The organism is uncultured Roseibium sp. (assembly GCF_947494555.1).
Taxonomy (GTDB): Bacteria; Pseudomonadota; Alphaproteobacteria; order Rhizobiales; family Stappiaceae; genus Roseibium.
The window spans coordinates 16,177-42,207 of sequence record NZ_CANLVF010000004.1; the positions used below are offsets into that span (position 1 = coordinate 16,177).

Genomic DNA, 26,031 nt, shown 5'->3' on the forward strand with positions numbered 1-26,031 from the left:
CAGTCCCCTTCACATGAAACAAGCATTGGAGTTTTTGTGAGCACGCGATTCACGCCGCGGGAAATGCTGGAAAAGCTTATCTCATTCAATACTGTTTCGGACCGAAGCAATCTCGAATTGATCTCGTTTGTCGAATCCTATCTCGGAGAATTCGGTATTCATTGCCAGCGTGTCCCCGATGAGACGGGCTCGAAGGCTTCCCTTCATGCAGTAATCGGACCCGCCGTTGACGGTGGCGTGGTTTTGTCCGCGCACACTGACGTCGTGCCGGTCGAAGGGCAGAGCTGGTCGCACGATCCGTTCCATGCCAGGGAAGAGAACGGACGGCTTTACGGCCGGGGCTCCGCCGACATGAAGGGTTTTGCGGCAACCGTGCTTGCCAAGGTTCCCGATTTTGTCGCTTCCAACCTTGCGCGGCCGATCCACATCGCGCTGTCTTATGACGAGGAAGTGGGCTGTTTTGGCGCCGCACCGCTCGCGAGCGATCTGCTGGCAAAGGGCCCGAGACCGGGCTTCGCAATCGTCGGCGAGCCGACCAACATGCGGGTCGTCACTGGGCACAAGGGAATTGCGGTTTTCAGGACAAAGGTTCAGGGCCATCCTGCCCACTCCAGCCAGCTGCACCGCGGTGTGTCTGCAATTTCCGCTGCCGTCAAACTGATTTCCTGGCTGGATGCCCGGACGGCTGAAAACAAAGCCGAAGCGGATCCGGACTGCCCCTTCGAACCGCCCTACACAACATTACACAGCGGCGTCATAAAGGGCGGCGAAGCGCATAATATTACCGCCCGCCACTGTGAATTCGTAGCCGATATCCGTCTGTTGCCGGGAGACAGCAAAGAGGCCTGGCTTGACGCCTACAAATCCTTCATTGAGGCGGAGGTTCTGCCGGACATGCAGGCCATCTCGGCGGATTGTGCCATTGATGTTGAAGAACTGGCTTACGTTCCGGGCCTTTCGGAAGAAGCTGACGGTCTTGCAGAAATGGAGGTTCGCCGACTGACGGGAGACAATGCTCGGCATGTGGTTGTCTATGCCACCGAGGGCGGGATCTTTCAGGAACACGGTCTGTCCACTGTTGTCTGTGGCCCGGGTTCAATCGATCAGGCGCACCAGGCCGATGAATATATCGAGCTCGCGGAACTAGACCGGTGTGCATCCTTTTTGGACAGGCTCGTCGCCGGATTATCACAAAAACAATCGTAACCGGGTTTGAACACAGACACTTACAATGTCATAGTTCCCAAGAGACTAACGGTTGCATCCCTGAAGGGACCGCAGCCCGCGTCGCTTGATCCTTCCGGTCAACGGAACTAACGAGGGGAAAATGAACAAGAAAACGCTAATATTGACCGCGCTTTTGGTGGCGGGAACAGGAAGTGCTGCGCAGGCAGAAACATTCAAGTTTGCCTTCCAGGGCAGCCTGAACGGCCTTGATCCCTACAGCCTCAACGAGACATTCACCCTGTCGTCGCTCGGCAATGCATATGAAGGCCTGACGCGTCGCGGCGCCGACCTGTCGATCGAACCCGCTCTTGCGGAACGCTGGGAAATCATCGAACCGAACCGCTGGCGCTTTTATCTGCGCAAGGGCGTCAAGTTTCACAACGGCAACGATTTCACTGCGGAAGATGTTGCCTTTTCAGCCGAACGCGTTCGCGCTGAAGGCTCTGACCTGACGACCCGCGTTCCGGCAGATGCCAAAGTCGAAATCGTGGACGATTACACGGTCGACTTCGTCCTGACCGGTCCGAACCCGATCCTGCACTACGAGTGGGATACGTTCTACATCATGGACAAGGAGTGGATGACCGAAAACAACGCGGTCAAGGTCACCTCCGCATCCGATACCACGCCGAACTACGCGTCCCTCAACGCAAATGGCACAGGACCGTTCAAAATCGTCAGCCACGAAGCCGGCGTGAAAACGGTCTATGAGAAGAATGACGGCTGGTGGGACGAAGCGAAGCACAACGTCGATACCGTCGAATTCACACCGATCCCATCGGACGCGACCCGCGTCGCAGCCCTCTTGTCGGGCGAGCTGGACATGGTCTATCCGATCCCGGTTCAGGACATCAAGCGTATCAACGACAACGCCGGAACGGTTGCTCTCACGGGACCGGAACTGCGCACGATCTTCCTTGGGATGGATCAGATGCGCGATGAACTGCTGTATTCCGACGTAAAGGGCAAGAACCCGTTCAAGGACGAAAAGGTCCGTATGGCTTTCTACCAGGCCATCGATATCGAAGCGATCAAGCAAAAGGTCATGCGCGATCTCGCCACGCCGTCCGCTATCATGATCTCGCCCTTCCTGTTCTCCAAGTCCAGCGAATTCGAGCGTTATGCCTATGATCCGGAGAACGCGAAGAAATTGCTGACCGAGGCCGGTTATCCTGATGGATTTACTGTCGGTATGGACTGCCCGAACGACCGCTACGTCAACGACGAGTCCATCTGTCAGGCCGTTGCGGCCATGCTTGCCCGCGTCGGCGTCAAGGTCGATCTGAATGCGCAGCCGAAGGCAAAATACTTTGCCAAGGTTCTCGCATCGGGTGGCTTCGACACGTCGTTTTACCTGCTCGGCTGGACGCCCGGCTCGCTCGACAGCTGGAACGTCCTCTCGAACCTGATGAACTGCCGTAACGAAGCTGGCGAAGGCTCCCCGTTCAACCTCGGCGGTTTCTGCGATGAAAAAGTCGACGAACTCACGAAACAGGTTCTGGTCGAAATCGATCCGGAAAAGCGTGATGGCCTGATTGCCGAAGCCTACAAGATCAGCCACGACAACGCTTATTACATTCCGCTTCACCAGCAAGGTCTTGCCTGGGGCGTCGCGGATGATATCGAGCTCGTTCAACGTGCAGACAATCAGTTCAAGTTCCGTTTCATCAACAAGAACTGATCTCCGCAGCCAACGTCCAACGCTCCCGGCGGCGCCGGGAGCGTATTTTCATGCCAGACCCTAAAGAGCCGAAATGATTGGTTTTGCGACACGCCGCTTGATCCAGGCGTTGATTGTCATGCTGGTGGTGGCCCTTCTCGCCTTCACCATGTTCCGTTTTGTGGGAGATCCGATCAACCAGATGGTCGGGATCGAGACATCAATCGAAGAACGCGAAGCGCTGCGCGAGAGGCTTGGTCTGAATGATCCCATACCTGTGCAGTTCCTGCGGTTCGTAAGCAAGGCTGCGCAGTTCGACTTCGGCACGTCCTACCAGTTTCGCCAACCGGTTTCGGAGCTCTTCGCCAAACGCATACCGGCAACGCTTGAGCTTAGCTTCACCTCAGCCTTGTTCGCCCTCGCCGTAGGCATTCCGATGGGGATCTACGCGGGTCTCAACAGGGAATCCATCATTTCCAAGATGTTTCTGTCCGTATCGCTTGTCGGCATATCGCTGCCGACCTTCTTTATCGGAATCCTTCTTATCTTCCTGTTCTCCGTCACACTGCAGTGGCTCCCGAGTTTCGGGCGCGGTGAGACGGTGCAAGTCGGTTCCTGGTGGACCACCGGCTTCTTGACCGTTTCGGGGCTGAAGGCCCTGATCCTTCCCTCCGTTACGCTCGGTCTTTATCAGATGACACTGATCATGCGGCTCATCCGGGCTGAAATGCTGGAAGTCATCCGAACCGACTACATCAAGTTTGCGCGGGCTCGCGGGCTGCCGAACCGGCTTGTCAATTTCCGGCATGCGCTGAAAAACACGCTTGTTCCCGTGATCACGATTACCGGTCTTCAGCTCGGCGCCATCATCGCCTTCGCCACAATCACGGAGACCGTGTTCAATTGGCCCGGCATGGGGCTTCTGTTCCTGCAGGCCGTTCAGAACGTCGACATTCCGATTATGTCCGCCTATCTGCTGCTGACGGCATTCCTGTTTGTCGCGATCAACTTCATCGTGGACATTCTCTACTTTTACATCGACCCGCGCCTGCGCGTCGGACGGCCGTAAGGGGGACGTTTCGAGATGCCTTATGTCTCCAATGAAGAAGTAAACGCAGCTGTTCAGGACCGCGCAACCGAGCAGCCCACGGCGGGACGTGCGTCCAGGATTCTGGACAGCGACATATTCCATTCGTTCCTTCGTTCAAAGATCACCGTTGTTGCGGCCGTTGCCACGCTGATCCTGTTTCTACTGTCGTTTCTGGCTCCCTGGGTGGCGCCGCACAATCCGTTCGACCTTGCGACGATTTCGATCCTTGACGCACGCGTCCCGCCTATCTGGCAGGAAAATTCGGACCCACGTTTTATTCTGGGAACCGACGATCAGGGGCGGGATCTGTTGTCCGGTATCTTCTACGGTATGCGGATTTCACTTATTATCGGATTCTGCTCGGTCTTCGCGGCCGCCATCCTCGGCATCTCGCTCGGGCTCGTCGCCGGATATATGGGCGGGCGCGTCGACTCGTTCATCATGCGCGTCGCCGACGTTCAGCTGACGTTTCCGGCGATCTTGATCGCCCTTCTGATCGACGGCATCGCCGCTGGGATCTTCGGCGGTGTCGATCGCGAATTTTTCGCCTTTTACATCCTGATCGTCTCGCTGGCACTGTCGTTCTGGGTTCAGTATGCACGCACGGTGCGCGGGTCCACGATGGTGGAGAAGAACAAGGAATACGTTCAGGCTGCGCGCGTAATCGGCATCCCAGCCGTCATCATCATGGTCCGGCACATCCTGCCAAACGTGATGGGGCCGGTCATGGTAATCGCAACGATCAATCTCGCGCTTGCCATCGTTACCGAGGCCACACTTTCGTTCCTCGGGGTCGGCATGCCGCCGACGCAACCTTCGCTTGGAACGCTGATCGCCATCGGCAACGACTTCCTCTATTCGGGTGAATGGTGGATTGCCATTTTCCCAGGGCTGGCGCTCGCGCTTCTGGTTCTGAATGTCAACCTACTGGGCGATTGGCTTCGCGACGCCCTCAACCCGAAACTTCGGTGAGCGCGCCATGAACGTTCTGGACATCAAGCACCTCACTGTCGAGTTTCCGGCCCGCAAATCCGTTTTTGTTGCCGTGAACAACGTCAACATGCAGGTCGAAGCCGGCAAGATACTCGGCGTGGTCGGAGAATCGGGCGCGGGCAAGTCTACGGTCGGAAACGCGGTCATCGGTCTTCTTCAGGAGCCCGGTCATATTGCTGCTGGAGAAGTCTTTCTGCATGGCAACCGCATCGACAATCTTCCCTACAAGGAAAAACGCCTGTTACGCGGACGCAAGATCGGAATGATCTTCCAGGATCCGCTTACCTCGCTCGATCCCTTGCAGACGGTCGAATCACAACTTGTCGAAACCATCCGGACGCACTTGCCGCTGTCCTCAAAGGACGCTCAGCGGCGAGCCGTGGAATTGATCGACGCCGTCGGTATTCCAAACGCGGGTGAACGTATCAAGCAATACCCGCACCAGTTTTCGGGCGGCATGCGCCAGAGGGTCGTCATTGCGCTTGCGCTTTGCGCCGAGCCTGAACTGGTCATCGCCGACGAACCGACGACTGCCCTGGATGTTTCCATCCAGGCACAGATCCTGGAGCTGATGAAAAAGCTCTGCGAGGAACGCAATGTGGCGATGCTCGTGATCACCCACGACATGGGGGTGATTGCAGACATAACCGACCATGTGGCCGTCATGTATCAGGGCGATCTTGTCGAATACGGCGAGACCACACAGGTGCTTGGCGCCCCGGAACATCCCTATACGCAAAGCCTGATTTCAGCCGTGCCCCGGCCTGACGTGAAGGTCGAGCGGTTCCCGGTGGTCAACTATATCGAAAAAGCCGGAACGCCCCAGAAACAAATCGATATCTCGACGCACTGGCTCGGCAAGTCCAGGGACTACGAACAGGTGACCGGACCTCTGGTGCAGATCCGGGATCTGGACATGCGGTTTGAGGTGCGAGGGTCTATCTTTCCCTCGCAGCGCAAATACTTTCAAGCCGTGAAAAAAGTCGGTTTCGATATTGAACAGGGTGAAACATTCGGCCTCGTCGGCGAAAGCGGATCCGGCAAGTCGACCATCGCGAGACTGATTACCGGACTGTACCACCCCACTGGCGGTTCAATCCTGTTTGGAAAAACAGAACTCACATCCCTGACGAACCGCAAGGATGTCCTGGCGATGCGCCGCCAGATGCAGATGATCTTTCAGGATCCCTATTCTTCGCTCAATGCGCGGATGCGTGTCCGCGACATCATTGGCGAGCCGATCAAGTTCCACAAACTGGCCTCAAGCAATTCGGAAGTCAGGCAGATTGTCGACGATCTTCTTGATCACGTCGGCCTCGGTGCGCAGGCTGGTACGAAGTTTCCGCATGAATTTTCGGGTGGTCAAAGGCAGCGCATATCGATCGCGCGTGCGCTCGCAACACGGCCGCGCTTCCTGATCTGCGACGAGCCGACCTCCGCGCTGGACGTCTCCATTCAGGCTCAGATCCTCAATCTGCTGAAAGACCTGCAGGAAGAGTTGGGCCTTACCATGCTGTTCATCAGCCACGATCTGGCTGTCATCCGGCAGATGTGCAATCGGATCGGCGTTATGCGCAATGGTGAGCTTTGCGAGGTTTCAGACTGCGATCAGCTGTTCGAAAACCCGCAGCATCCCTACACCCGTGAACTTCTGGACCTGATGCCGTCCATGGAGCTTCTGTCCCGGGCAAACCTCGAAACGGCCTGACTTAACGTTCCGCATGAGGCGATGACCGCTGACACATAAACAAACTCTTCCGGCGACATGGCTCGCCGGAGGGTGCCTCGCAGCTCCGCTTCTGACCGTTCGCCGACAATAATTTTGTGATCGGGCGAGTCGCCGTATTGACTCCAGTTCCGGCACCGATTCCCGGCTGGCGGTGGGTCGATAACCACAGTCGAATCCTGCCCGGGAAAAAACTGCCTACCAGATTTCACCCCTTAGATTATTGAAAATAGATTTCTGCACGTCTCACAGGCTTCTACGTTTTTTCAAAGTCGTCGGTGGTGTGGCTTGAGAACTTGTAGGATGCGTACTTTGTTGACGCTAAACAGGGAGGACACGAAGGCCCTCCCTGCGACGCCATTACCGGGTAGAATAACGGCTATTGAAGTATATTTCCGATTTGAGCTTCAAAAAACGAAATGCTCATATGCAATATGCGTCGATTATTGATCGAACTCTGATGTAGCCGCAAGCTGACGCCCGCCCATATCATTGGCAAGAGTGACTAGTAATTGCACAATGTGGGCTTTGAAGCGCCTGCCTGCCGGTCACGCCTCGTTGCCACAGCCCACAGTGTTGCTCATGCTTCTTTCCGCTTTTGGACAGAAATCCCTGCCGCAAGGTCAGTGGAGTTTTCCATAGCGACGGAATGGGCCCGATGCCGCGAGAGCAACTGATCATGCAAAAAACGCTTTTTAATCAAATAACTTGGCTGTTCTTGTCCGTAGTCTCCTGTGCATTTCTTGGACTTGCACTAGGTACGGTCGGCAGTTTCGGTCTGCATGGACCCGCATCGTTTGACGTCTTTGGGTCTTCAAGCGCCCTATTTTTCAGCATGTTTTCTTCGATTTTCTCGTTTCTGGCGCTCTCTTATTCGCTCAATGACCGTTCCGGCAGACTGCTTACGCTTTTCACAATCGCTGTAAGTACGCTGGCGATGCTTGTCACCGTGTTCCTGCTTCTCACTGGCCTGCCCATCGACAATGCCAGCGGACCGTCCATCGCAGGCGCTTTTTTGATGCTGCTGCGATCTTGCGCCGTCACGATACTTCCACCGCGGGGAGAGCAAAGCGGCCTTCGGGAAGCGCTGTGCTCCTTCGGTCTCGCGACCATGTCAGGCGTTGGCTGGTACGTTGTTGATCCTGTTGCATGGCCGGCTGTTTTTGCAGCTGTGCTGTTGCTTTCCTGGCCACACCTTGCCGATGGGATCAACGCTTTCGCGGATCGGGTCTTTTACAGAGCGGCGCAGGAAGCAGGTGCGCACAGTCTTGCGCCTGGCGCGTTGACAGCAATCGGACGAGCTACGGACATTGTCATCGACAAAGCCGCTGTCATGTCAGGCCCGGATCTGATGGTCAGCAACGTCATGGCCTTCGACAACGAACCCAAGACACTGCTTGCTGTGGCCGCATCCGCGGAAGCCAATTCTACGGAGCCGGTCGCCATTGCCCTGCGTCAGCTGGCGGCGCAGTGGCGCGTAAACATCAAGACACCGGACCGATTCGAACCTGCGCCCGGTCTTGGTGTTATCGCGCTTCTGGGCGGGCAAACGGTGGTCATCGGAACAACCAGTCTGCTCAAACGTCTCAAGATCGACAGTTTCACCGCGGACGCAATCGCGCGTGCACTTGAGGCAGATGGGAAGACCGTGCTGCGTGTCGCCGTCGCCGGCCGCGTTGTCGGCGTTCTCGGACTTGAGGGCACCTTGCGGCAGGACGCAGGTGTTGCGGGACGAGCCCTTCGCAAGGAAGGTCTGACACCCTGGTTATTCACCCATGACAGCCAGAACACACGCCAGACGCTTGCAGATATGCTGGGGCTTGAGAACCCTGGTGAGACCGAGCCGGGTGAAACTGCGCGCGACGCAGCCGCACGTCGTTTCGGAGAGGCTGCACCGCTCGTCCTGATGCTATCGAAGGACCGGAACACCCTCGAGCTGCACAAAAGCTCGAAAACCGACGCAAGCGGATCGGCCGAAGACCTGCAACCGATCGCGGTCAGTGCAACCGACGACATAGGAGCGTTTCCGGCTCTGAAAGCACTTGCCACACGCCGAAACCTCCTCACAGTGAGTGCCAGACGAATGCTCACGGGCGTCTGGCTGGGTGCCGGACTATGCGCGACGGCTCAACTCTTACCGTTGATGTCGGCGCCACTGGTCTTTACCGGGTGTCTTGGCATTCTCCTGATGTTTGCGCGGTTTGCCGTCTCCGGAAATCTCGCAAGCCATTTCGGAAGGCAAGAGTCTCATATGCTGAGACCAGTTTGAGTCATCACTGCCTTTACAGTCTCCGGCACCTGGTGTTTATCCTGCCCATGTCTTGAAAAGATTGAGGGATGAGGCGCCATGAGCGAGACAAACAAGCCGAAGCTGCGATCCGCGGCCTGGTTCGACAATCCGGACAATCCCGGCATGACGGCGCTTTACATCGAGCGCTACCTGAATTTCGGGATCACGCGCGAGGAACTTCAATCCGGTAAACCGATTATCGGCATTGCCCAGACCGGTTCGGATCTTTCCCCCTGCAATCGCCATCATCTTGAGCTTGCAAAGAGGGTTCGCGAGGGAATCCGGGATGCCGGCGGCATTGCCTTCGAGTTTCCGGTCCACCCGATCCAGGAAACCGGCAAACGCCCGACAGCGTCGCTCGACAGAAACCTTGCCTATCTCGGCCTGGTGGAACTCCTTTACGGATATCCGATCGACGGTGTCGTGCTGACAATCGGTTGCGACAAGACCACTCCAGCCTGTCTGATGGCGGCCGCGACCGTGAACATTCCGGCAATCGCCCTGTCCGTTGGTCCGATGCTGAATGGCTGGCACAAGGGTGAGCGCACCGGTTCGGGCACGATTGTCTGGAAAGCGCGCCAGATGCTGGCGGCCGGTGAAATCGACTACCCAGGCTTTATGGATCTGGTCGCCTCCGCGGCACCTTCTGTTGGCTACTGCAATACCATGGGTACGGCAACGACCATGAACTCCCTTGCGGAGGCTCTCGGCATGCAGCTTCCGGGCGCGGCCGCCATTCCTGCGCCTTACCGTGAGCGCGGCGCTATCTCCTTCGAGACCGGCAAGCGCATTGTCGAGATGGTGCACGAAGACCAGAAACCCTCCGATATCATGACCCGTGAAGCGTTCGAGAACGCCATTGTCATAAACTCGGCAATCGGCGGATCAACCAATGCCCCGATCCATTTGAACGGGGTGGCGCGTCACGTCGGTGTCGAACTCGATAATGATGACTGGCAGGCGTTTGGTCACGATGTGCCACTGCTGGTCAACCTCCAACCCGCCGGCGAATATCTCGGAGAAGACTATTTTCATGCGGGCGGCGTTCCTGCCGTGGTTGCCGAACTGTTGCGGAACGGAAAACTCCCACATCCGGATGCGGTCACCGCAAACGGCAAAACGATTGCCGAAAACTGCGAGGGCATCGTCACCGACCTGCCCGACGTCATCAAATCGTTCGACGCACCGATGATGGAGCGGGCCGGTTTCATCAACCTCAAAGGCAACCTCTTCGACAGCGCGATCATGAAAACAAGCGTGATCTCGGACGAGTTCCGTAACCGCTACCTTTCCAACCCCGACGATCCGGACGCGTTCGAGGGACGGGCTATCGTGTTCGAAGGCCCGGAAGACTATCACCACAGGCTGGACGATCCGGAGCTCAACATCGACGAACACTGCATGTTGTTCATTCGCGGAACCGGGCCGATCGGCTATCCCGGCGGTGCGGAAGTCGTCAACATGCAGCCTCCCGCCGCGCTCATCAAACGCGGCGTCACAGCGCTCCCGTGCATTGGTGACGGCCGTCAATCCGGCACCTCCGGATCCCCGTCCATCCTCAACGCTTCCCCGGAGGCTGCCGCCATGGGCGGACTGGCCCTCCTGAAGACCGATGACCGCGTCCGGATCGACCTGAAAAAAGGCACAGCAAACATCCTGATATCGGACGAGGAACTGGCGCAACGCCGCAAGGATCTCGAAGCGGAAGGCGGTTTCAAGATCGCAGAGAGCCAGACGCCATGGCAGGAGATTCAGCGTGGCATGGTCGGTCAGTTCGACAAGGGCATGGTGCTGGAACCGGCGGTGAAATATCAGGATGTCGCACACAAAAGGGGAATGCCGCGCGACAATCACTAGGACGGCCATCTTCTGCGATACACGGGGGATCCGGGAAGCCACAGGCTTAAACCACAAGCCTGAGGGTCTTAAGGAATACGGGGTTCCGGCCCGCGCTGCGCCTGGAAGGTATGACACTTTACGTATTTGCGATACTTCGAGGCGCATTGCTCAAACTGGCGAACATTGCCTCTTGACGATTACGTAAAGGTCATGCTTCAAGAAGATAACGCGTGGCAAAAGCCAAAATCAGATGGGAGACAATTCATGTCCTTGGAAACACTCACGGAAGGTGTTCGTGGTAAAGTCGCTGGCGGCGGCATCGAGGAAAGCGTCAAGTTCGATCTTGGCGGTGACGGCGTGATTTTTCTGCAAGGTTCCGACGTCAGCAACGATGACGCCGAAGCCGACTGCACGATCAAGATTTCCGCGGACGACCTTGCCGACCTTCTGTCCGGTGAATTGAATCCGACCAGCGCCTTCATGGGCGGCAAGATGCAGGTCGAAGGCGACATGAGCGTTGCCATGAAACTCGGCAGCATCGTTTAATTTCTGCCAACAAGCCGAATTTAAAAGCCGGTCCGGTCGGGCCGGCTTTTTTGTTTCTCCAGAAAGAAACGGCGGCCCAGAGGCCGCCGTCAGGATCGTCAAGAACGTCTTTCTTATTGGATGATGATCTCCGGGCCCATGAGCATGTAGGGCAGGAACGTGGAAATCGCCGGCACATATGTCACCAGGACTAGGAACAACAGCAGCACCAGGACGAATGGCGCAGCAGCTTTCACCACCTGAACCAGACTCATGCCGGTGATACCGGATGTGACGAAGAGGTTCAGCCCGATCGGCGGCGTGATCATGCCGATTTCCATGTTCACGACCATCAGGATGCCGAGATGAATCGGATCGACGCCCAGTTCCAGCCCGATCGGAAAGACGACGGGTGCAACAATCAGGAGCAGGCCTGACGGCTCCATGAACTGACCGCCGATCAGGAGCAGGATGTTGACCGCGATCAGGAAGGTGAACCAGTTGAAACCAGCTTCAACCATCCAGTCAGTGATCACCTGAGGAATCTGCTCCGCCGTCAGCGTATGCGCAAAGAGCAACGCATTGACGATGATGAACATCAGCATGATGGTTGTCTTCGAGGAATCCGTCAGAACCTTCTTGGTGTCCTTATGGAAGAGGGCGGGGAAGAATTTCCAACCCATAATTCCGAGGTTCCGGCCCCACACTTTGCCGCCCACCGCATAGGCTGCCGGCAATTCCGCCGGGCCCAGACCGTGGCGCAGGATTGGATAGCCAATCAGAGCAGCGACGAGCACGATGGCGCTGTCAAAAGCGAACAGTCCTGCCCGTTCTGTGAAGGCGAAGGCCAATCCGGACCAGACAAACATTGCGACAAGCGCATAGGTGATCGTCTTGAAGCCCGTGAGCCCGAGGGGCCCGTCTTGATCTTCCACCCAACCGACGCCCGCCAGAGGGCCCATGTCACGATAAACGAACAGGGCGATCAGGCAGGCGTATACGGCGGCAACGGCAGCGGCTTCAGTCGGCGTGAAGATACCGCCATAGATCCCCCCGAGAATGATCACCATCAGGAAAAGTCCAACCGCCGCTTCGGAAAGCGCATGCCAGATTTCCTTGAAACCGGGCCAGGGCTGGGCCGGCAGGTTCTTGATCCGGGCCATCACATAGATGGCCGTCATCAGCATAAGACCGGCAATGATGCCCGGGATGACACCGGCAAGGAACATGCGTCCGACGGACACGTTTGTTGCAGCGGCATATACCACCATCACGATGGAAGGCGGGATCAGGATACCGAGCGTGCCTGCGTTGGCGATGACACCGGCGGCGAATTCCTTGGTGTAACCCGCCTGACGCATGCCCGCGATCGCGATCGTACCAATGGCTACCACGGTGGCCGGCGACGACCCGGAGAGCGCAGCAAACAGCATGCAGGCGAAAACGCCCGCAATGGCCAGTCCACCCCGGATAGAGCCGACAGACGCGATCGAAAAGCGGATGATGCGCCGGGCGACACCACCGGTCGACATGAAGCTGGAGGCCAGAATGAAGAACGGGATCGCCAGAAGCGTGAAATTCTGAGATGCGTTGAATAACTGCACCGCTACCGAGCTCATGGAGTCGTGGCTGAACAGCGCGATGTAGAGAACGGCGGAAAGGCCGAGCGATACGGCAATCGGAACCCCGAGGAACAGAAAGCCGAAAACGAAGATAAACAGAAATGCGGTTTCCATCGGCCTAGTCCTTCAAAACGTCTTTGTTTTCGGCCACCAGTTCTTCCGCTTCATGCGCGGCAATGATGGCTTCCTTTTTTCCAAGAAGGATCAGGACAAAGGCTTGGGCCGCCCGATAGGCGAGCAGGGCCAGACCGATCGGCAGGATGATGTAAGGCATCCAACGGGGGACACGTTCCTTGACCTCAAACCATTCGATGATGAAGACCGGCCACTTCAGATCTTCCATGCCGATGGGAAGCTTGTAGAACCTTGCGACATACGCGTAAGCGCCGCCACTCGAACCCTTGTTTTCCAGCGCAAGCAAACCACCAAACCAGGCCGCCTCGAACAGAAGCGCTGCATAAAGGATTGTGAGCGCGGCTCCCAGGAGGGCTGCAACGCGAAAGAGGCGCTGGGGCAGAAGATTGATCACGGCATCGACGCCAAGATGGGCACCGATCTTGATGCCGTAGCTCATGCCGAACAAAATCAGCCAGGCAAACAGGACGCGTGTGAATTCGAGCGCGCCGCCCCAGCCGGAGTTGAACCCGTAGCGGGCGACGACCTGGGAGAAAGTCACCAGGGTCATCAGTGCCAGAATGACGGCAATGAATGTCTCATCCAATGATTCGATGAATTTCGGCCACACAATGTCCAGAACGACATAAAGGCAGAAAAACACGACGATAAGCACGACCGGCCAGTATGTGGCCAACCAAGAGCCCATATCACCCTCCCCCGTTGAGAGTATTCGAATTTTTGTAGAAGTCTGGCGATGAACGAAGAAGGCCGATCGGCCTCCTTCGAACTATCGCTTGGTCACGGCAGCTTAGCTGGCCTGGTTGGACGCAACGGCGGCGTCGATCACATCCTGGCCGATATCGTCACGGAACTTGTCCCAGACAGGCTTCATGATCTCGACCCACTGGTCACGCTCTTCCGGGGTCAGCTGGCGCACAACACCCTTGTTTTCCATGATCTTCTGCTTGTTCTCTTCGTTAATCTGCGCGGCACGCGCATTGTACTCGTCAGAGACTTCGTTGAAGATCGTCAGGAACTGGTCCTTGACGTCCGCATCCAGGCTATCCAGCCATTCCTGGGAGGTCACGGCCAGATAGGTCAACAGCTGGTGGTTGGTTTCGGTGGTGCCGTCCTGAACTTCGAAGAACTTCTGGGTGTAGATGTTGGACCAGGTGTTTTCCTGGCCGTCCACGACACCTGTCTGCAGCGCGCCGTAGACTTCCTTGAAAGCCAGTTTCTGCGCATTCGCACCAAGTGCTTCGATCATGGCAACGGCAACGTCAGATGTCTGCACGCGGAACTTGAGGCCCTTGGCATCGGTCGGCTGTACAAGAGGCTTGTCAGCGGAAAACTGCTTCAGGCCATTAAATACGTAGCCAAGACCCACGAAACCGTAGTCGGACATGGCGCCGAGAAGTTCCTGACCTTTGTCACCCTTGGTAAAGGTGGTCACGGCATCCATGTTGGAGAACAGGAACGGCAGATCGAAGACACGGTATTTCAGCGTGTAGGATTCGAACTTGGACAGGGACGGTGCCGCAAGCTGGACGTCGCCAAGCAGCAGCGCTTCCATCACCTTGTTGTCGTCAAAAAGCTGCGAAGACGGGAACACCTGCATGCAGGCCTTGCCGTCCATCTCGGTGTTGATACGGTCGGCGAGCGCAGCTGCCATTTCGCCTTTCGGGTGGCCTTGGGCCGCTACCACGTGGCTGAACTTGATGACGACTTCTCCGTCGCCGCACTCATCGGCCGCGTAGGCGGATGAAGTCATGGCAAAGGAAGCTGCTGCCGCAGCGGCGATTACAAACTTTTTCATTGGATGTCCTCCCAGACATTTCAGTATGACGGCCGTTCAGGCCGGACAGCGCAGCGGCTGGTCGCGTAGTATTTGGCAAAACATGTGCCAGTTTTGGCGAACAGCTAAAAATGCAGGTTTTTCAAGCCGCCCTTTTGGCGCAATCCGGACCCGGGGGAGGAAGTCACCCAGAAAATGGGTATTCTTTGACACATCAAAATCGCGCGATGGGTCGAATTCGACACATCCATCAGTGCCAAAGAGCTCCGCTTCTGGTGTCATGATGAATGAGCTTTTCAAGTTGGGCGAGCTTTTCCGGATTACGGATCATAAAAACCTGATCGACCAATCCGGCGTCTGAAAAGCCCAGGGTCATTGCGGTGACAATCGTCGTGCCTTCATATTCAACGAGCCCCCGTTGACCGTTGATTTCAATTTCAAAGGTCTGGCTCTTGTCCCACAAACGCCCAAGGATTTTGGCAATGTACTTCGACACGGCCTCTGATCCTTGAAGTGTGCGGGTGATTGCGGTCGCCTTGCCACCGCCATCTGTGCGCAACTCAACGCTGTCCGCCAGGAGGCCGGCGAGCCGGTCCGTTGATCCGGTTGCGAGAGCGGACATGAATTCGTTGAGAAGGGCGCTTTGCTGTGCGGCGCTCGGAACCGATCTGGTGGCATTTGATCGCACAAACCGGGCTGCGCGCGATACAAGCTGACGGCAGCCGGCTTCGGTCAGTTGCAGCGTTTCGGCGACTTCCTCGTAGGGCTTGCCAAAGACTTCGCGTAGCAGGTAGGCCGCACGCTCCTTCGGAGTCAGCCTTTCGAGCAGCATGAGAAAAGCGGTCGTCAGCGACTGGGCACGCTCCAGATCGGTTTCAGGATCGGAGCCTGCGTCGGTCTGAAGCGGTTCAGGAATCCACGGGCCGACATAGTCGACCCGCTTTCTGTGTGCGGCCTTGAGATAGTCCAGGCAGCGGTTCGTGCAAATCGTGGTCAGTAGAGCGTCGGGATTTAGGACCTCATCCCCTTCCACGCTTTGCCATTTGACAAAAGTATCCTGAACCGCGTCTTCCGCGTCGGCCATCGATCCGAGCATACGATAGGCGAGGCCGAGCAGACGGGGTCTTGCCTTTTCAAAACGGTCACTGCTGGACATTATTGCCACATCAATGGTTCGAGACCTGGATCCGGTTCCAGAGGTTGATCATCGCCACAGAAGACGTGATGGCGCTGATTTCAGCATCTGAAAAATGCGACCGAAGATCGGCCCGCAACGAAGAATAGTCAGTCTTCTGATCAAGCGAGGTCAAGGCTTCGGCCCAGGCCAGCGCGGCTTTTTCCGCTGGCGTAAAATCTCCGACATGCCGCCACACGGTAAGGCGCTGCAACCGCTCCTGACTCTCGCCGTCATCAAGCGCTTCCTTTGTGTGCATTTTCACACAAAAGGCGCATTGGTTGATCTGCGATGCGCGCAGATCCAGAAGGTGATGCAGTTTCGGGTCAAGCTCGGTCTTGCTGATTTCGCCGTTGGCAGCCACGAACTGCTGCAAAACCGAAGGGATGAAGTCCTGATAGTTGATTGCATTTGAAGTCGTCATGAGTGTCTTCCGAATGAAGTTGGAGGGAGTGACACTCCTTTGACGAACGAGCTCTTCAGTTTGTGACAACCACACCTGAAATTTTTTGCCAGCGTTCGTTTCCCGGTGCACCCACCCTGATCTGTACCGGCTCCCGGCGGCATTCGAAAAGACAGTTTCAGACCGGCTCAGCCTCATCCTTGCCCAGCCCGTATTTGCGCATCTTTTCATAAAGAGCCTTTCTGGAAAGGCCGAGGTTTTCGTAAGTCGGCTTGATCACGCCGTCATTGCGCTTGAGTTCAGCTGCGATAAGCGTGCGCTCGTATGAAGCAACCTGCTCGAAGAGGCTTGCGCCATTTGATGATTGCGGCTCCGGTTGCTGTTCAAGCCCCAGAACGAACCGGTCGGCGACGTTTCTGAGTTCGCGCACATTTCCCGGCCAGTCCCGGGCCATGAGTTCGGCAAGATAGGCCTCGCCGATATCGGGAATTTCGCGCCTGTAGCGCGCTCGTGCCTCTACGGCCAGATGCTGAAACAGAAGCGGAATGTCTTCCAGACGGTCCCGCAACGGCGGTATGGCGACGTGAACAACATTCAGACGGTAGAAGAGGTCAAGACGAAAACGGCCGTCTTTGCCGGCGGCTTCGAGATCCTCCTTGGTCGCCGCGATGAAGCGGACATCCAGTTCAATCGGCTTGTTGGACCCGAGCCTTTCGATCGTCCGGGTCTCGATTACCCTGAGCAACTTGACCTGCAGTTCAAGCGGCATGGATTCGATTTCGTCGAGAAAGACTGTGCCGCCATGCGCATGTTCGAGTTTGCCGATCCGCTGTCCGCTTGCCCCCGTGAATGCACCCTTTTCGTGACCGAACAGTTCGGACTCGATAATCTCAGCGGGCAGCGCGCCGCAGTTGAGGGCGACGAAAGGCTTGGCCTTGCGCGGACCCTCATCGTGCAGCGCCCGTGCGACAACCTCCTTGCCTGACCCGGTTTCCCCCAGGATCAGAATATCGGCATCGGTTGCGGCGAGCGCTGTCACGTTTTTCCGCAGCAGATCCATGGCCGCAGTACGGCCGACCAGCCGGCTCTCCAGCCCTGTCCTGTCCGCCAGTTCCTCACGCAGTTTCCGGTTCTCCAGAACCAGCCTGCGCTTTTCGAGCGCACGTTCGACAACCGACGCCAGGTAGGCCACAGAGAAGGGTTTTTCCAGAAAATCGTAGGCGCCGGCGCGCATGGCCTCGACTGCAAGCGGTACATCGCCATGACCGGTAATCAGGACGACAGGTAGCGCCGGATCTATTTCGAAGGCGCTTTTCATCACCTGGAAGCCATCCGTCCCAGGCATGCGAATGTCAGTGACAAGGACACCGTAAAAGTCCCGCTTGATGCGTTCGAGAGCTTCCTCCGGTTTGCCGGTCGCAAAGACATCCTGGCCGGTCAGCTCGAGGCCCTGGCTCAACGACCCGCGCAATGCCTCTTCATCATCAACCAACAGGACTGCCGCCTGATCCATCTTTTTATTCCGCTGCCAAAATGTTTTCGTCCGCCACCGGCAAGCGCATGGTGAAGACAGCTCCACCGCCCGCCCGATTCGACGCTTTCAGTGATCCGGAGAAGTCATGAACGATTTTGTAGGCGATCGACAAGCCCAGACCGAGTCCGGCGCCGACGTCCTTTGTCGTGAAAAAAGGATCGAAAATCTGCGGCAGGACCTCTTCGTCGATGCCAGGACCATTGTCCGCAACTTCAAGGACGGCTTCCTTTCCGTCGCGCGCCAGCGAAAGGCTGATAAAGGGCGCCGGACGTGACTGCACGGCATCGAGCGCGTTGGAAAGAAGGTTTATGACCACCTGTTCCAGACGGATGCGGCCTCCCTTGACGATGATATCCTCCTGCGGCAATTCCATGGACAGTGCGAAGCCGGATTGCTTGATCTGCGGCTGAAGGAGAAGCATCGCCTCGTCGATAACCTGCCTCAGCGAGACGGGTTTGATGTCCGTCCCCGACTTCCTGGTGAAGCCTTTCAGTGTCTTTGCGATTTCCCCCATGCGCTGAACCATGCCGCCGATGCGTGTCAGATTGCCTTTGGCTTCCACTGCCCGGCCGCGATCGATCAGCATTTCGGCGATTTCGGCATCCGAGCGTATCGCCGCCAGGGGCTGGTTATACTCGTGACTGAGCGCGGCCGACATGCGTCCGAGCGTTGCCAGTTTCGCAGCCTGAACCAATTCAGCCTGTGTCTGGCGCAGGTTGGCTTCGGCTTGCTGCCGCTCCCCGACCTCACGCTCAAGATGTGTATTGGCTCTGCGCAGTTCCGCTGTACGGCTCTGAACACGCCGTTCCAGGCGCAGCGCGGCGGCCCTGTTGCGCCGTTCTTCACGCACAAAATCTTCCCGCCGCGCAATCAGGAACCAGATGCCGCCTGCGGCTATGACGCAGACGAGAAGTGCCACCAGCATCGCCCAACCGGACTGTTGTCGCGCGTCTTCGATATCGACCAGCGTCCTGACTTTCCATTCCAGAACCGGCAAGCTGGCCGTCAACTGCATATAGGGTCTGGCGGCACCAGCCGCCGGAAGCAGCAATTGCATACGTCCGGCAAGCGAGAGATCGGCAACATTCCAACTCGGATCAAGATTGTCGGCGGTCATGCCGCGTAACGCGGGCACGTTGGAAACCACGACCCGGTTTCTGCCATCAAGCGCGAGGATCGGATCCTTGCTCAATGCCCAGGCCTGCTCGACATCGTCAAGGTTCACACGAACAGCCAGGACGCCCAGAAAGTTGTCGCCACGCCGCAGCGGTGATGCGAAAACATAGTTTGAAGGCGTCCCGGGAGTGCCCGGAATCAGTTCCCGTCCCAACTGACCCTGCGTTGCCTGCATGAACGCATTCGGGATCGTTTGCGATCCGCCGATCGCATTGGCCGGTACGCTGTCCTGACTGGAAACGATCACACGGCCGGAAGCGTCCATCAGCCAGATTTCCTCGGCGCCGGACATGCCGGCCGCAATGGCGGCAATTCCAGGCTCGGCATCGGTCCTTTCCTCGTGAACGAGCCGTGCGATCTCAGGACCGCGCGCCAGCAAGGGCGACAGCAGGCGGAATTTGTCGAGGAGACGTTCCAGAACCGCTGTCTGGACCGCGAGATTGGCCGCGGCGCGTGTTTCGGCTTCAGCGAGTGTGATACGCAGGCTGGCCAGACCCGTGAGCCACACAATCGTCAGTGAGGCTAAAACCAGACCGGCTCCAATCGCAATTTTCAGCTTGCGCCAGGTCAGGCGCTTGGGTCTGCGTATCATCACACCAGTATACTGCACGAAATTCTGCCGTGAAGTTGACCAAAAAAGGCAAACTTCCGAAGCGCGAAAAATTACCTAGACAAGACTTCTCTGCCGCCTGTCTATCGCTACGCTCTTGATAAGCACGGTGACGTCCTTGCCGATGAAAAGCTTGAGGTCCGCAACGGACGCCCGCGTGATGCGTGCGCGGATGATCTGATCTTCAAGTGCGCACAGGATTTCTGCGTATGGCCCGGACTCTTCGGAAATACTGGTAATTCTTGCTTCGAACGCGTTGCGGATCGACAGGCCCTTGGGGGGTTCGACGGCAAGCGCAACGTCTCTTGCCCTCACGCGAAGCCTGACCGTGTCGCCAGACTCCGCAGGCAAATCGGGTATCTGAAGAACCGCGCCGCCAATATCGACGAATGTCAGTCCCCAATTTGTGTCCAGGCCAGTCACGGTTCCATGAACAAGAGCACCGGCCTCGTGGCGGCCGGTGGCGCGACCAAGGTCCGTCCGCGTCAGCATATCCGCGACGGGGCCGTATGCAGGTGTATGACCGTCGGAAAGGATTACGAGCGTATTGGAGAGCCTTGCCACCTCTTCGATGGAATGGCTGACATAAAGGATCGGCAGACCTGCCTCGACACAGAGACGGTCGAGATAGGGCAATATATCGTTCCGCCTGGCCTGGTCTAGGCTGGCCAATGGTTCGTCCATGATCAACAGCTGGGGGTCAGACAACAGGGCCCTCCCGATCGCCACACGCTGTTTTTCACCGCCGGACAGGGTCTCCGGTTTGCGCTTTAGCAAGGACGACAGACCCAGCAGTTCGACAACTTCGCTAAAATTCCGATTGCCATCGCGCCTGCCGGCCCAGCGCGCATAGGTCAGATTGGATTGCACACTCAAATGCGGGAAAAGACGCGCGTCCTGAAAAACATGGCCGATCCTGCGCGCCTGGACGGACAGATCAATTCCCCTGGACGCATCGAACAGAACCCTGTCACCCAGGGCAATCCGGCCCGAAGCAGGTTTGACGAGCCCGGCAATCATGTTTGTAAGCGTTGTCTTGCCTGAGCCAGACTGTCCGAATAGCGAGGTTACCCCGCCATCGCTGGCAAACTGCGCCTGAAATTCAAGCGTACCGACCTTTCCGGAGATGTCGACGTCAAGCACGGTCACCTCCCAACTGCGACCGCAATCGGCGCGCGAGCAATTCCGATGCGATAAGGGCCGCAAAAGCGACAAAGGTTGCGATCAGTGTCAGCCTGAAAGCCGCAAGGTCTCCGCTCGGCGTCTGTGTTGCCGTGTAGAGCGCGAGCGCGAGCGTTCGGGTTTCACCCGGAATGTTCGAGACAAAAGTGATTGTGGCGCCGAATTCGCCCATCGCCTTTGCAAACCCGAGAATCGCGCCGCCCAGGATACCGGGCAGTGCTAGCGGCAGCGTTACGGTCAGAAAGCTGACGATCTTGCGGGCACCCAGGGATTTTGCGGCCTCTTCGAGTTTCGGGTCCACGGCCTCGAAGGACAGGCGGATCGGGCGCACCATCAGCGGAAACGCCATCACACCAGCCGCGAGTGCCGCGCCCGTCCAGTTGAAGGCGAAACTGATGCCGAAGACTTCTTCCAGAAACGATCCGACCGGTCCTTTGCGCCCGAACGCCAACAGCAGAACATATCCGGTGACAACGGGTGGCAGAACAAGCGGCAGGTGAACGAGCGCATTGACAATGCCATGACCCGGAAAGCGGTACCGGGCAAGCAGGTAAGCGACAAAAACAGCGAGAGGCAGAGAAACTGCGAGCGCCACTGCTGCGACCCTCAAGGTCAGCAAGAGAGCCTGCCACTCGTCTGGTTGAAGATCAAATACGTTCACGTGCGCCCGGTCTGTAGATCAAACTGACCGCAAATGGATAGCGGTCTATTCCACCTTATCGGTCACAAACCCCAGAGATTGCAAGATTTCTTGTGACTGTTCACCGGTCAGAAACTCCAGGAATGCTCCCGCCGCCGCGTGTGATCCCGGCCCTGTCTGCGCGGCGAGGTACTGAATCTCCGGATGACTGGAAAGCGGCAACTCGGCCAAAACGGACACGGCGGGTTCGATCACCGCGTCCGTCCGGTACACAAGGCCAAGCGGTGTGTCGCCACGTGCGACCGATGCCAGCGCAACCCGCACGTTTTCCATGGGCGCTAGACGCCCTGAAACACTTTGCCAGAGGCCGATATCCTCAAGTGCCGCCTTTCCGTAGCGGCCTGCCGGTACCGTGTCCGGATCGGCAATCGCCATTCGTTCCCCTTCCAGACGGTCGCCGACCGCCTCTGTCGTCAGCAAAAGGGGTTCTTCGTCTGCCGGGCCAATCAGGACCAGTGCATTAGATGCAATCTGCCGGACCGACCCGGGATCCACGGCGTCTCTCTCGACCGCATAATCCATCCAGGCGGCGTCTGCGGACACAAAGACGTCTGCCGGTGCACCGGCTTCCACCTGTCGTGCGAGTATTCCGGTTCCCGCAAATGAAAACACCACGCTTGTCCCGGTGTTGGCTTCGTATGCCGCGCCAATGCGTTCAAGGGCTTCACGCATGCTCGCGGCCGCGAATACCGTCAAATCCGACCCGGCCGCCGCAAACGGAATTGGCCCGGTCAGGAGGGTAAAAAAGAGGATCAGGCGAGAAAACATCCGCGCTCCGGGTTTGGCGTCGATCCGATTGCTAGTTTATCCGCTTCAAGACTTCAACGGCGCTCTTGACCAGCTGCTCGCCGGTCTTCCCGGATCATGTCAGATCCTTTTTCGGCGATCATGACCGTAGGCGCATTGGTGTTGCCGGAGGTGATGGATGGCATGACCGACGCGTCCACGACGCGAATGTTTTCAAACCCGCGCAGTTTCAGGCGGCCATCGACGACCGACGTCTCGTCCGTGCCCATCCGGCAAGTACTGACAGGATGAAAGATCGTCGTTCCAATGTCGCCTGCCGCTTTCACCAGCTCGTCCTCGCTGGTGTAATCCGGCCCCGGAAGATATTCCTCGGGTTCATAAGGCTGCATGGCGGGGGATGCCATGAGCCTGCGGGTCAAGCGGATGGCATCGGCGGCCACCCGCTTATCGGCTTCAGCCGAAAGATAGTTGGGTTTAATGTCCGGCTGGTCGGACGTGTTCGGCGTGGCGACATGAACGCTGCCGCGGCTTTCCGGGCGGAGGTTGCAGACACTTGCCGTCATTGCCGGGAAATCGTGCAATGGCTGGCCGAACTTGGGCAAAGACAGCGGCTGAACGTGATACTGCACATTGGGCGTCTCGAACGACGGATCCGTGCGGGCAAAGACACCCAACTGGCTGGGCGCCATGGACATCGGACCGGAGCGTTTGAAGAGATACTCAAGCCCGATCTTCGCCTTGCCGACCCAGCTGCCTGCAAGTTCGTTCATGGTCAAGGCGTTCTTCACCTTGAAGACCGGTCTCAGCTGCAGATGGTCCTGCAGGTTTTCGCCGACATTGCGATTTTCCGATATGGGGTCGATGCCCACCGCCTTGAGAACATCCGGCTGACCGACGCCTGACAACTCCAAAAGCTGCGGCGAGCCGATTGCACCCGCAGCAAGAATGAGTTCGCCATCGACCTGCACCTTGGCCTCGGATCCCTCGACCTCAAGTTTGAGGCCTGTCGCCACGCCGTTATCGAACAGGATCCGGTCAACATGGGCTTCGGTCTGTACATGCAAATTGGGCCGGTTGCTGGCCGGCCTCAAAAACGCCTTCGCCCCGTTCCAGCGCAGGCCCGATTTCTGGGTGACCTGAAAATAGGCGGAACCGAAATTGTCGCCACCGTTGAAGTCCCTGGTCTTCGGTATACCGTTTTGCTCACACGCATCGCGAAAGGCATCCAGCAGCTCCCATGACATCCGCTGCTCTTCAACACGCAGATTTCCGCCTTGTGCATGATGGTCATCGTCCCAGCTGTAGTGGTCTTCCGACTTCCTGAAATAGGGGAGAACGTCGTCCCATCCCCATCCGGTCAGCCCGAGCTGGCGCCAATGATCATAATCCCACGCTTGTCCGCGCATATAGATCATGCCGTTTATCGACGAACAGCCCCCCAGCACCTTGCCGCGCGGATACAGCAGCGAGCGTCCGTTCAGCCCGGGATCGGAGGTGGTCTTGAAGCCCCAGTCGACGCGCGGATTGCCAATGCAATGGAGGTAACCGACCGGAATGTGGATCCAGATATAGTTGTCGCGCTTGCCGGCCTCGAGCAAAAGCACCTTCACATCCGGGTCTTCGGACAACCGGTTGGCTAGAACACACCCTGCAGTTCCCGCGCCGACAATTACATAGTCCCATGAACCGAGATCGCGCATCGATCCTCCCACGCTTTGTTTGACCGATGGAGGCACGGGGCGCAAATCCGGTCAAGCCCGTTAAGGGCGGTGAACGGCTTCAGCTCCCGAGTCACGTGCAGCACCGTTTACGCAATTCTTACGAGATCTTGCGACAAATACAGCGATTGTGATCGCGAGGCTTACGGTATGTCCAATTTTGCACAGCGCGCTCTGGAAGGTGTTTTCCTGACCGGGTTCAATGCACTGCGCAGCATCTACCGTCCTTTGCGCGGCTGGATCGGTGCAGGAATTCTTGCCCTGTTCGTTCTGATGACGGCTGCTGTCATACAGATCTTCCCGGCCTCCAACTGGGATATGCTCGCTTATACGGCAGCAATCATTGAGCCGGAAACTGACGACATTGGCACTCTGCACGCTCAAACCTATGCGCTTGTTCAGGAGAATGTCTCAGACGGCGAGTACACGACGCTGACCGAAGACCGGCCCTACCGTATCCACCAGGCGAGGGACGCGGATGCCTTTCACACCATGCTCGGCTTCTACCGGCTCAAGGTTCTCTACGTGGAAACAGCGCGCCTGCTCGCTCCGATCATGGGTCCGGTCGAAGCTCTCCGACTGATCTCGATCTTGTCTGTTGTTGCTGTCGGCTGCGTGTTGTTGGCCTGGATGGCGAGAACCGGTACACTGATGTACGGGCCCGTGGTCGTTGCGATGCTGATGCTGTCGTCCTTCGGCTATGCAGCCCAACTCATCTCGCCGGATCTCTATGCGACGTTTTTCCTGCTGCTCGCCGCTCTTGTTTATGTGGAACGCCTGGATATTCCGGCGGCACTGTGCCTTGCCGGCGCGTTTCTGGTCCGTCCCGATCATCTGGCATTTGTGGGTGTGTTTTTTGTTTTCGCGGCGATCTACGGGCCGGGTCGCTGGTCGATAACGGGGTGCTTTGCCGCTTGTCTTGCAATTTATCTCTGGTTGACCCGCGGCTCAGATCACCCGGGCTGGTGGATCCATATGTGGTTCACACATATTGAATACGTGCCGACGCTCGATGGATTCGATCCGCCATTTTCCATCGGTACATATGTCGAGATGCTCGTACGTTCGACTGTCAGAGCCTTGATGGGCTTCACCTGGATAGCTGTCCTGTTCGCGCTCGCGATGTTTTTTGCCCGGTGTATTACACCGGGGAAGATGGATCAAAGGTCAAAGGTACTGCTCTACGCGGTGTTCACCTCGATCTGGGCCAAGTATCTGGTCTTTCCACACTACGAAACCAGGTTCTATCTGCCTTACCTTCTGATCATGGGCATGATCCTGCTTGTCAGCTGGCACCATCAGCAGACATCTGATGCGTGATGGCTCGCAAATCGGGTCGAGTTGCGAGAGACCAGGCATTAGGTTTTCCTCATCACGAATGAGGAGTTCGCCATGTTTCAGGTCCATCCGCTTCCAGCAGAGAGTTTTTCCCAGTTTTACGGCCTTTCTGATGAAGAGCTGGCGCGCAGAAACATTCAAGTTCACATCTCGGACGGCGCGTCTCCATGCCGTGTTTCCCTATCCGACGCCGCCAAAGGTGAACGGGTTTTGCTGCTCAATTTCGAGCATCAGCCGGCAGACACACCCTACCGGTCGCGTCATGCAATTTTCGTCGCGGAGGGAGCAAGGGAAGCCCATCCCGGCGCTGACTGTATTCCACCGTCGATCGCGAGCCGGCTGCTTTCGGTTCGGGCATTCGATTCTGATCACGAAATGATCGATGCCGAGGTTGTCGAAGGCGAAAAGGTCACGGACTTGATCTCAACCTTCTTTGCCAATTCAAGGGTCGATTACCTTCATCTGCATTTCGCTCGGCGCGGATGTTTTGCGGCGAAAGTAACGCGCGACGACAACTAGTTCATAGAGCGTCAGATGCTGGTCGAACAAGAATGGCGTCCCTGGC

The 26,031-nt window shown here is 57.3% G+C and carries 21 protein-coding genes; 10 read left to right on the plus strand and 11 right to left on the minus strand.

Annotated elements, in window-relative coordinates; all coding sequences use genetic code 11:
* Positions 1–36: 36 nt before the first annotated feature.
* From argE to Q0915_RS19010, 8 genes are all read left to right on the plus strand, one after another.
* Positions 37–1,206, plus strand: a complete 1,170-nt coding sequence (argE, locus tag Q0915_RS18975) for an acetylornithine deacetylase (RefSeq protein WP_299477210.1) — start codon at positions 37–39, stop codon at positions 1,204–1,206.
* 121 nt (positions 1,207–1,327) lie between these two features.
* Positions 1,328–2,908 (plus strand): ABC transporter substrate-binding protein, encoded by a 1,581-nt coding sequence (locus tag Q0915_RS18980; RefSeq protein ID WP_299477212.1) that lies wholly within the window; start codon positions 1,328–1,330, stop codon positions 2,906–2,908.
* Between the two features lie 73 nt (positions 2,909–2,981).
* Complete coding sequence (locus Q0915_RS18985) at positions 2,982–3,956, plus strand: ABC transporter permease (RefSeq protein ID WP_299477214.1); 975 nt, start codon at positions 2,982–2,984, stop codon at positions 3,954–3,956.
* A gap of 15 nt (positions 3,957–3,971) precedes the next feature.
* A complete protein-coding gene (locus tag Q0915_RS18990; RefSeq protein WP_299477216.1) occupies positions 3,972–4,949 on the plus strand; it encodes an ABC transporter permease in 978 nt (325 codons plus the stop codon).
* A gap of 7 nt (positions 4,950–4,956) precedes the next feature.
* Positions 4,957–6,678 carry an ABC transporter ATP-binding protein gene (locus Q0915_RS18995; protein ID WP_299479090.1) on the plus strand — a complete coding sequence of 574 codons (1,722 nt, stop codon included), beginning with the start codon at positions 4,957–4,959 and terminating at the stop codon, positions 6,676–6,678.
* A gap of 853 nt (positions 6,679–7,531) precedes the next feature.
* Positions 7,532–8,965: an HAD family hydrolase gene (locus Q0915_RS19000; protein WP_299477218.1), complete on the plus strand. Its 1,434-nt coding sequence runs from the start codon at positions 7,532–7,534 to the stop codon at positions 8,963–8,965.
* Between the two features lie 78 nt (positions 8,966–9,043).
* Positions 9,044–10,843 (plus strand): IlvD/Edd family dehydratase, encoded by a 1,800-nt coding sequence (locus tag Q0915_RS19005; RefSeq protein WP_299477220.1) that lies wholly within the window; start codon positions 9,044–9,046, stop codon positions 10,841–10,843.
* Between the two features lie 246 nt (positions 10,844–11,089).
* Positions 11,090–11,371 (plus strand): SCP2 sterol-binding domain-containing protein, encoded by a 282-nt coding sequence (locus tag Q0915_RS19010; protein ID WP_299477222.1) that lies wholly within the window; start codon positions 11,090–11,092, stop codon positions 11,369–11,371.
* Between the two features lie 113 nt (positions 11,372–11,484).
* Here Q0915_RS19010 and Q0915_RS19015 read toward each other — a convergent pair whose 3' ends face one another.
* The 11 genes from Q0915_RS19015 to Q0915_RS19065 all read right to left on the minus strand — a co-directional run bounded on the left by Q0915_RS19015 (position 11,485) and on the right by Q0915_RS19065 (position 24,110).
* Complete coding sequence (locus Q0915_RS19015) at positions 11,485–13,086, minus strand: TRAP transporter large permease (RefSeq protein ID WP_299477225.1); 1,602 nt, start codon at positions 13,084–13,086, stop codon at positions 11,485–11,487.
* A 4-nt stretch (positions 13,087–13,090) separates the two neighbouring features.
* On the minus strand, positions 13,091–13,795 hold the full coding sequence (locus Q0915_RS19020) for a TRAP transporter small permease (RefSeq protein WP_299477228.1): 705 nt from the start codon (positions 13,793–13,795) through the stop codon (positions 13,091–13,093).
* A 102-nt stretch (positions 13,796–13,897) separates the two neighbouring features.
* The gene (locus Q0915_RS19025) at positions 13,898–14,905 is read right to left on the minus strand and encodes a DctP family TRAP transporter solute-binding subunit (RefSeq protein WP_299477230.1); all 1,008 of its coding nucleotides are present in this window, start codon (positions 14,903–14,905) and stop codon (positions 13,898–13,900) included.
* Positions 14,906–15,134: 229 nt separating this feature from the next.
* Positions 15,135–16,040, minus strand: coding sequence for an RNA polymerase sigma factor SigJ (gene sigJ / locus Q0915_RS19030; RefSeq protein WP_299477233.1), 906 nt, complete (start codon positions 16,038–16,040; stop codon positions 15,135–15,137).
* A gap of 10 nt (positions 16,041–16,050) precedes the next feature.
* Positions 16,051–16,482, minus strand: coding sequence for a carboxymuconolactone decarboxylase family protein (locus tag Q0915_RS19035; protein ID WP_299477235.1), 432 nt, complete (start codon positions 16,480–16,482; stop codon positions 16,051–16,053).
* Positions 16,483–16,639: 157 nt separating this feature from the next.
* Entirely contained in the window at positions 16,640–17,974 is a 1,335-nt protein-coding gene (locus tag Q0915_RS19040; protein ID WP_299477238.1) for a sigma-54 dependent transcriptional regulator, read from the minus strand.
* 4 nt (positions 17,975–17,978) lie between these two features.
* Positions 17,979–19,781, minus strand: a complete 1,803-nt coding sequence (locus Q0915_RS19045; RefSeq protein WP_299477241.1) for an ATP-binding protein — start codon at positions 19,779–19,781, stop codon at positions 17,979–17,981.
* 57 nt (positions 19,782–19,838) lie between these two features.
* Positions 19,839–20,924, minus strand: a complete 1,086-nt coding sequence (gene modC, locus Q0915_RS19050) for a molybdenum ABC transporter ATP-binding protein (protein ID WP_299477244.1) — start codon at positions 20,922–20,924, stop codon at positions 19,839–19,841.
* Positions 20,917–21,624, minus strand: coding sequence for a molybdate ABC transporter permease subunit (gene modB / locus Q0915_RS19055; protein ID WP_299477247.1), 708 nt, complete (start codon positions 21,622–21,624; stop codon positions 20,917–20,919). Before modB ends, modC begins: the two co-directional genes overlap by 8 nt.
* A gap of 45 nt (positions 21,625–21,669) precedes the next feature.
* Positions 21,670–22,431 (minus strand): molybdate ABC transporter substrate-binding protein, encoded by a 762-nt coding sequence (modA, locus tag Q0915_RS19060; protein WP_299477250.1) that lies wholly within the window; start codon positions 22,429–22,431, stop codon positions 21,670–21,672.
* Between the two features lie 53 nt (positions 22,432–22,484).
* Positions 22,485–24,110, minus strand: a complete 1,626-nt coding sequence (locus Q0915_RS19065) for a GMC family oxidoreductase N-terminal domain-containing protein (RefSeq protein ID WP_299477253.1) — start codon at positions 24,108–24,110, stop codon at positions 22,485–22,487.
* Between the two features lie 168 nt (positions 24,111–24,278).
* On the opposite strand from Q0915_RS19065, the gene Q0915_RS19070 reads away from it, so the two are divergent.
* Both Q0915_RS19070 and Q0915_RS19075 read left to right on the plus strand, forming a co-directional pair.
* Positions 24,279–25,448: a hypothetical protein gene (locus Q0915_RS19070; RefSeq protein WP_299477256.1), complete on the plus strand. Its 1,170-nt coding sequence runs from the start codon at positions 24,279–24,281 to the stop codon at positions 25,446–25,448.
* A 72-nt stretch (positions 25,449–25,520) separates the two neighbouring features.
* Positions 25,521–25,985: a DUF1203 domain-containing protein gene (locus Q0915_RS19075; protein ID WP_299477259.1), complete on the plus strand. Its 465-nt coding sequence runs from the start codon at positions 25,521–25,523 to the stop codon at positions 25,983–25,985.
* Positions 25,986–26,031: the final 46 nt, after the last annotated feature.

What these genes read in the sequence shown, in the direction of transcription:
- Q0915_RS18995 (WP_299479090.1), top strand. Translation starts at nt 4,957, where the DNA reads ATGAACGTTCTGGACATCAAGCACCTCACTGTCGAGTTTCCGGCCCGC.
- Q0915_RS19005 (WP_299477220.1), top strand. Translation starts at nt 9,044, where the DNA reads ATGAGCGAGACAAACAAGCCGAAGCTGCGATCCGCGGCCTGGTTCGAC.
- Q0915_RS19000 (WP_299477218.1), top strand. Translation starts at nt 7,532, where the DNA reads ATGTTTTCTTCGATTTTCTCGTTTCTGGCGCTCTCTTATTCGCTCAAT.
- Q0915_RS19010 (WP_299477222.1), top strand. Translation starts at nt 11,090, where the DNA reads ATGTCCTTGGAAACACTCACGGAAGGTGTTCGTGGTAAAGTCGCTGGC.
- Q0915_RS19035 (WP_299477235.1), bottom strand. Translation starts at nt 16,482, where the DNA reads ATGACGACTTCAAATGCAATCAACTATCAGGACTTCATCCCTTCGGTT.
- Q0915_RS18985 (WP_299477214.1), top strand. Translation starts at nt 2,982, where the DNA reads ATGATTGGTTTTGCGACACGCCGCTTGATCCAGGCGTTGATTGTCATG.
- modA (WP_299477250.1), bottom strand. Translation starts at nt 22,431, where the DNA reads ATGTTTTCTCGCCTGATCCTCTTTTTTACCCTCCTGACCGGGCCAATT.
- Q0915_RS19065 (WP_299477253.1), bottom strand. Translation starts at nt 24,110, where the DNA reads ATGCGCGATCTCGGTTCATGGGACTATGTAATTGTCGGCGCGGGAACT.
- Q0915_RS19040 (WP_299477238.1), bottom strand. Translation starts at nt 17,974, where the DNA reads ATGGATCAGGCGGCAGTCCTGTTGGTTGATGATGAAGAGGCATTGCGC.
- Q0915_RS19025 (WP_299477230.1), bottom strand. Translation starts at nt 14,905, where the DNA reads ATGAAAAAGTTTGTAATCGCCGCTGCGGCAGCAGCTTCCTTTGCCATG.
- Q0915_RS19020 (WP_299477228.1), bottom strand. Translation starts at nt 13,795, where the DNA reads ATGGGCTCTTGGTTGGCCACATACTGGCCGGTCGTGCTTATCGTCGTG.
- Q0915_RS19075 (WP_299477259.1), top strand. Translation starts at nt 25,521, where the DNA reads ATGTTTCAGGTCCATCCGCTTCCAGCAGAGAGTTTTTCCCAGTTTTAC.
- Q0915_RS19070 (WP_299477256.1), top strand. Translation starts at nt 24,279, where the DNA reads ATGTCCAATTTTGCACAGCGCGCTCTGGAAGGTGTTTTCCTGACCGGG.
- sigJ (WP_299477233.1), bottom strand. Translation starts at nt 16,040, where the DNA reads ATGTCCAGCAGTGACCGTTTTGAAAAGGCAAGACCCCGTCTGCTCGGC.
- Q0915_RS19015 (WP_299477225.1), bottom strand. Translation starts at nt 13,086, where the DNA reads ATGGAAACCGCATTTCTGTTTATCTTCGTTTTCGGCTTTCTGTTCCTC.
- Q0915_RS18990 (WP_299477216.1), top strand. Translation starts at nt 3,972, where the DNA reads ATGCCTTATGTCTCCAATGAAGAAGTAAACGCAGCTGTTCAGGACCGC.
- Q0915_RS18980 (WP_299477212.1), top strand. Translation starts at nt 1,328, where the DNA reads ATGAACAAGAAAACGCTAATATTGACCGCGCTTTTGGTGGCGGGAACA.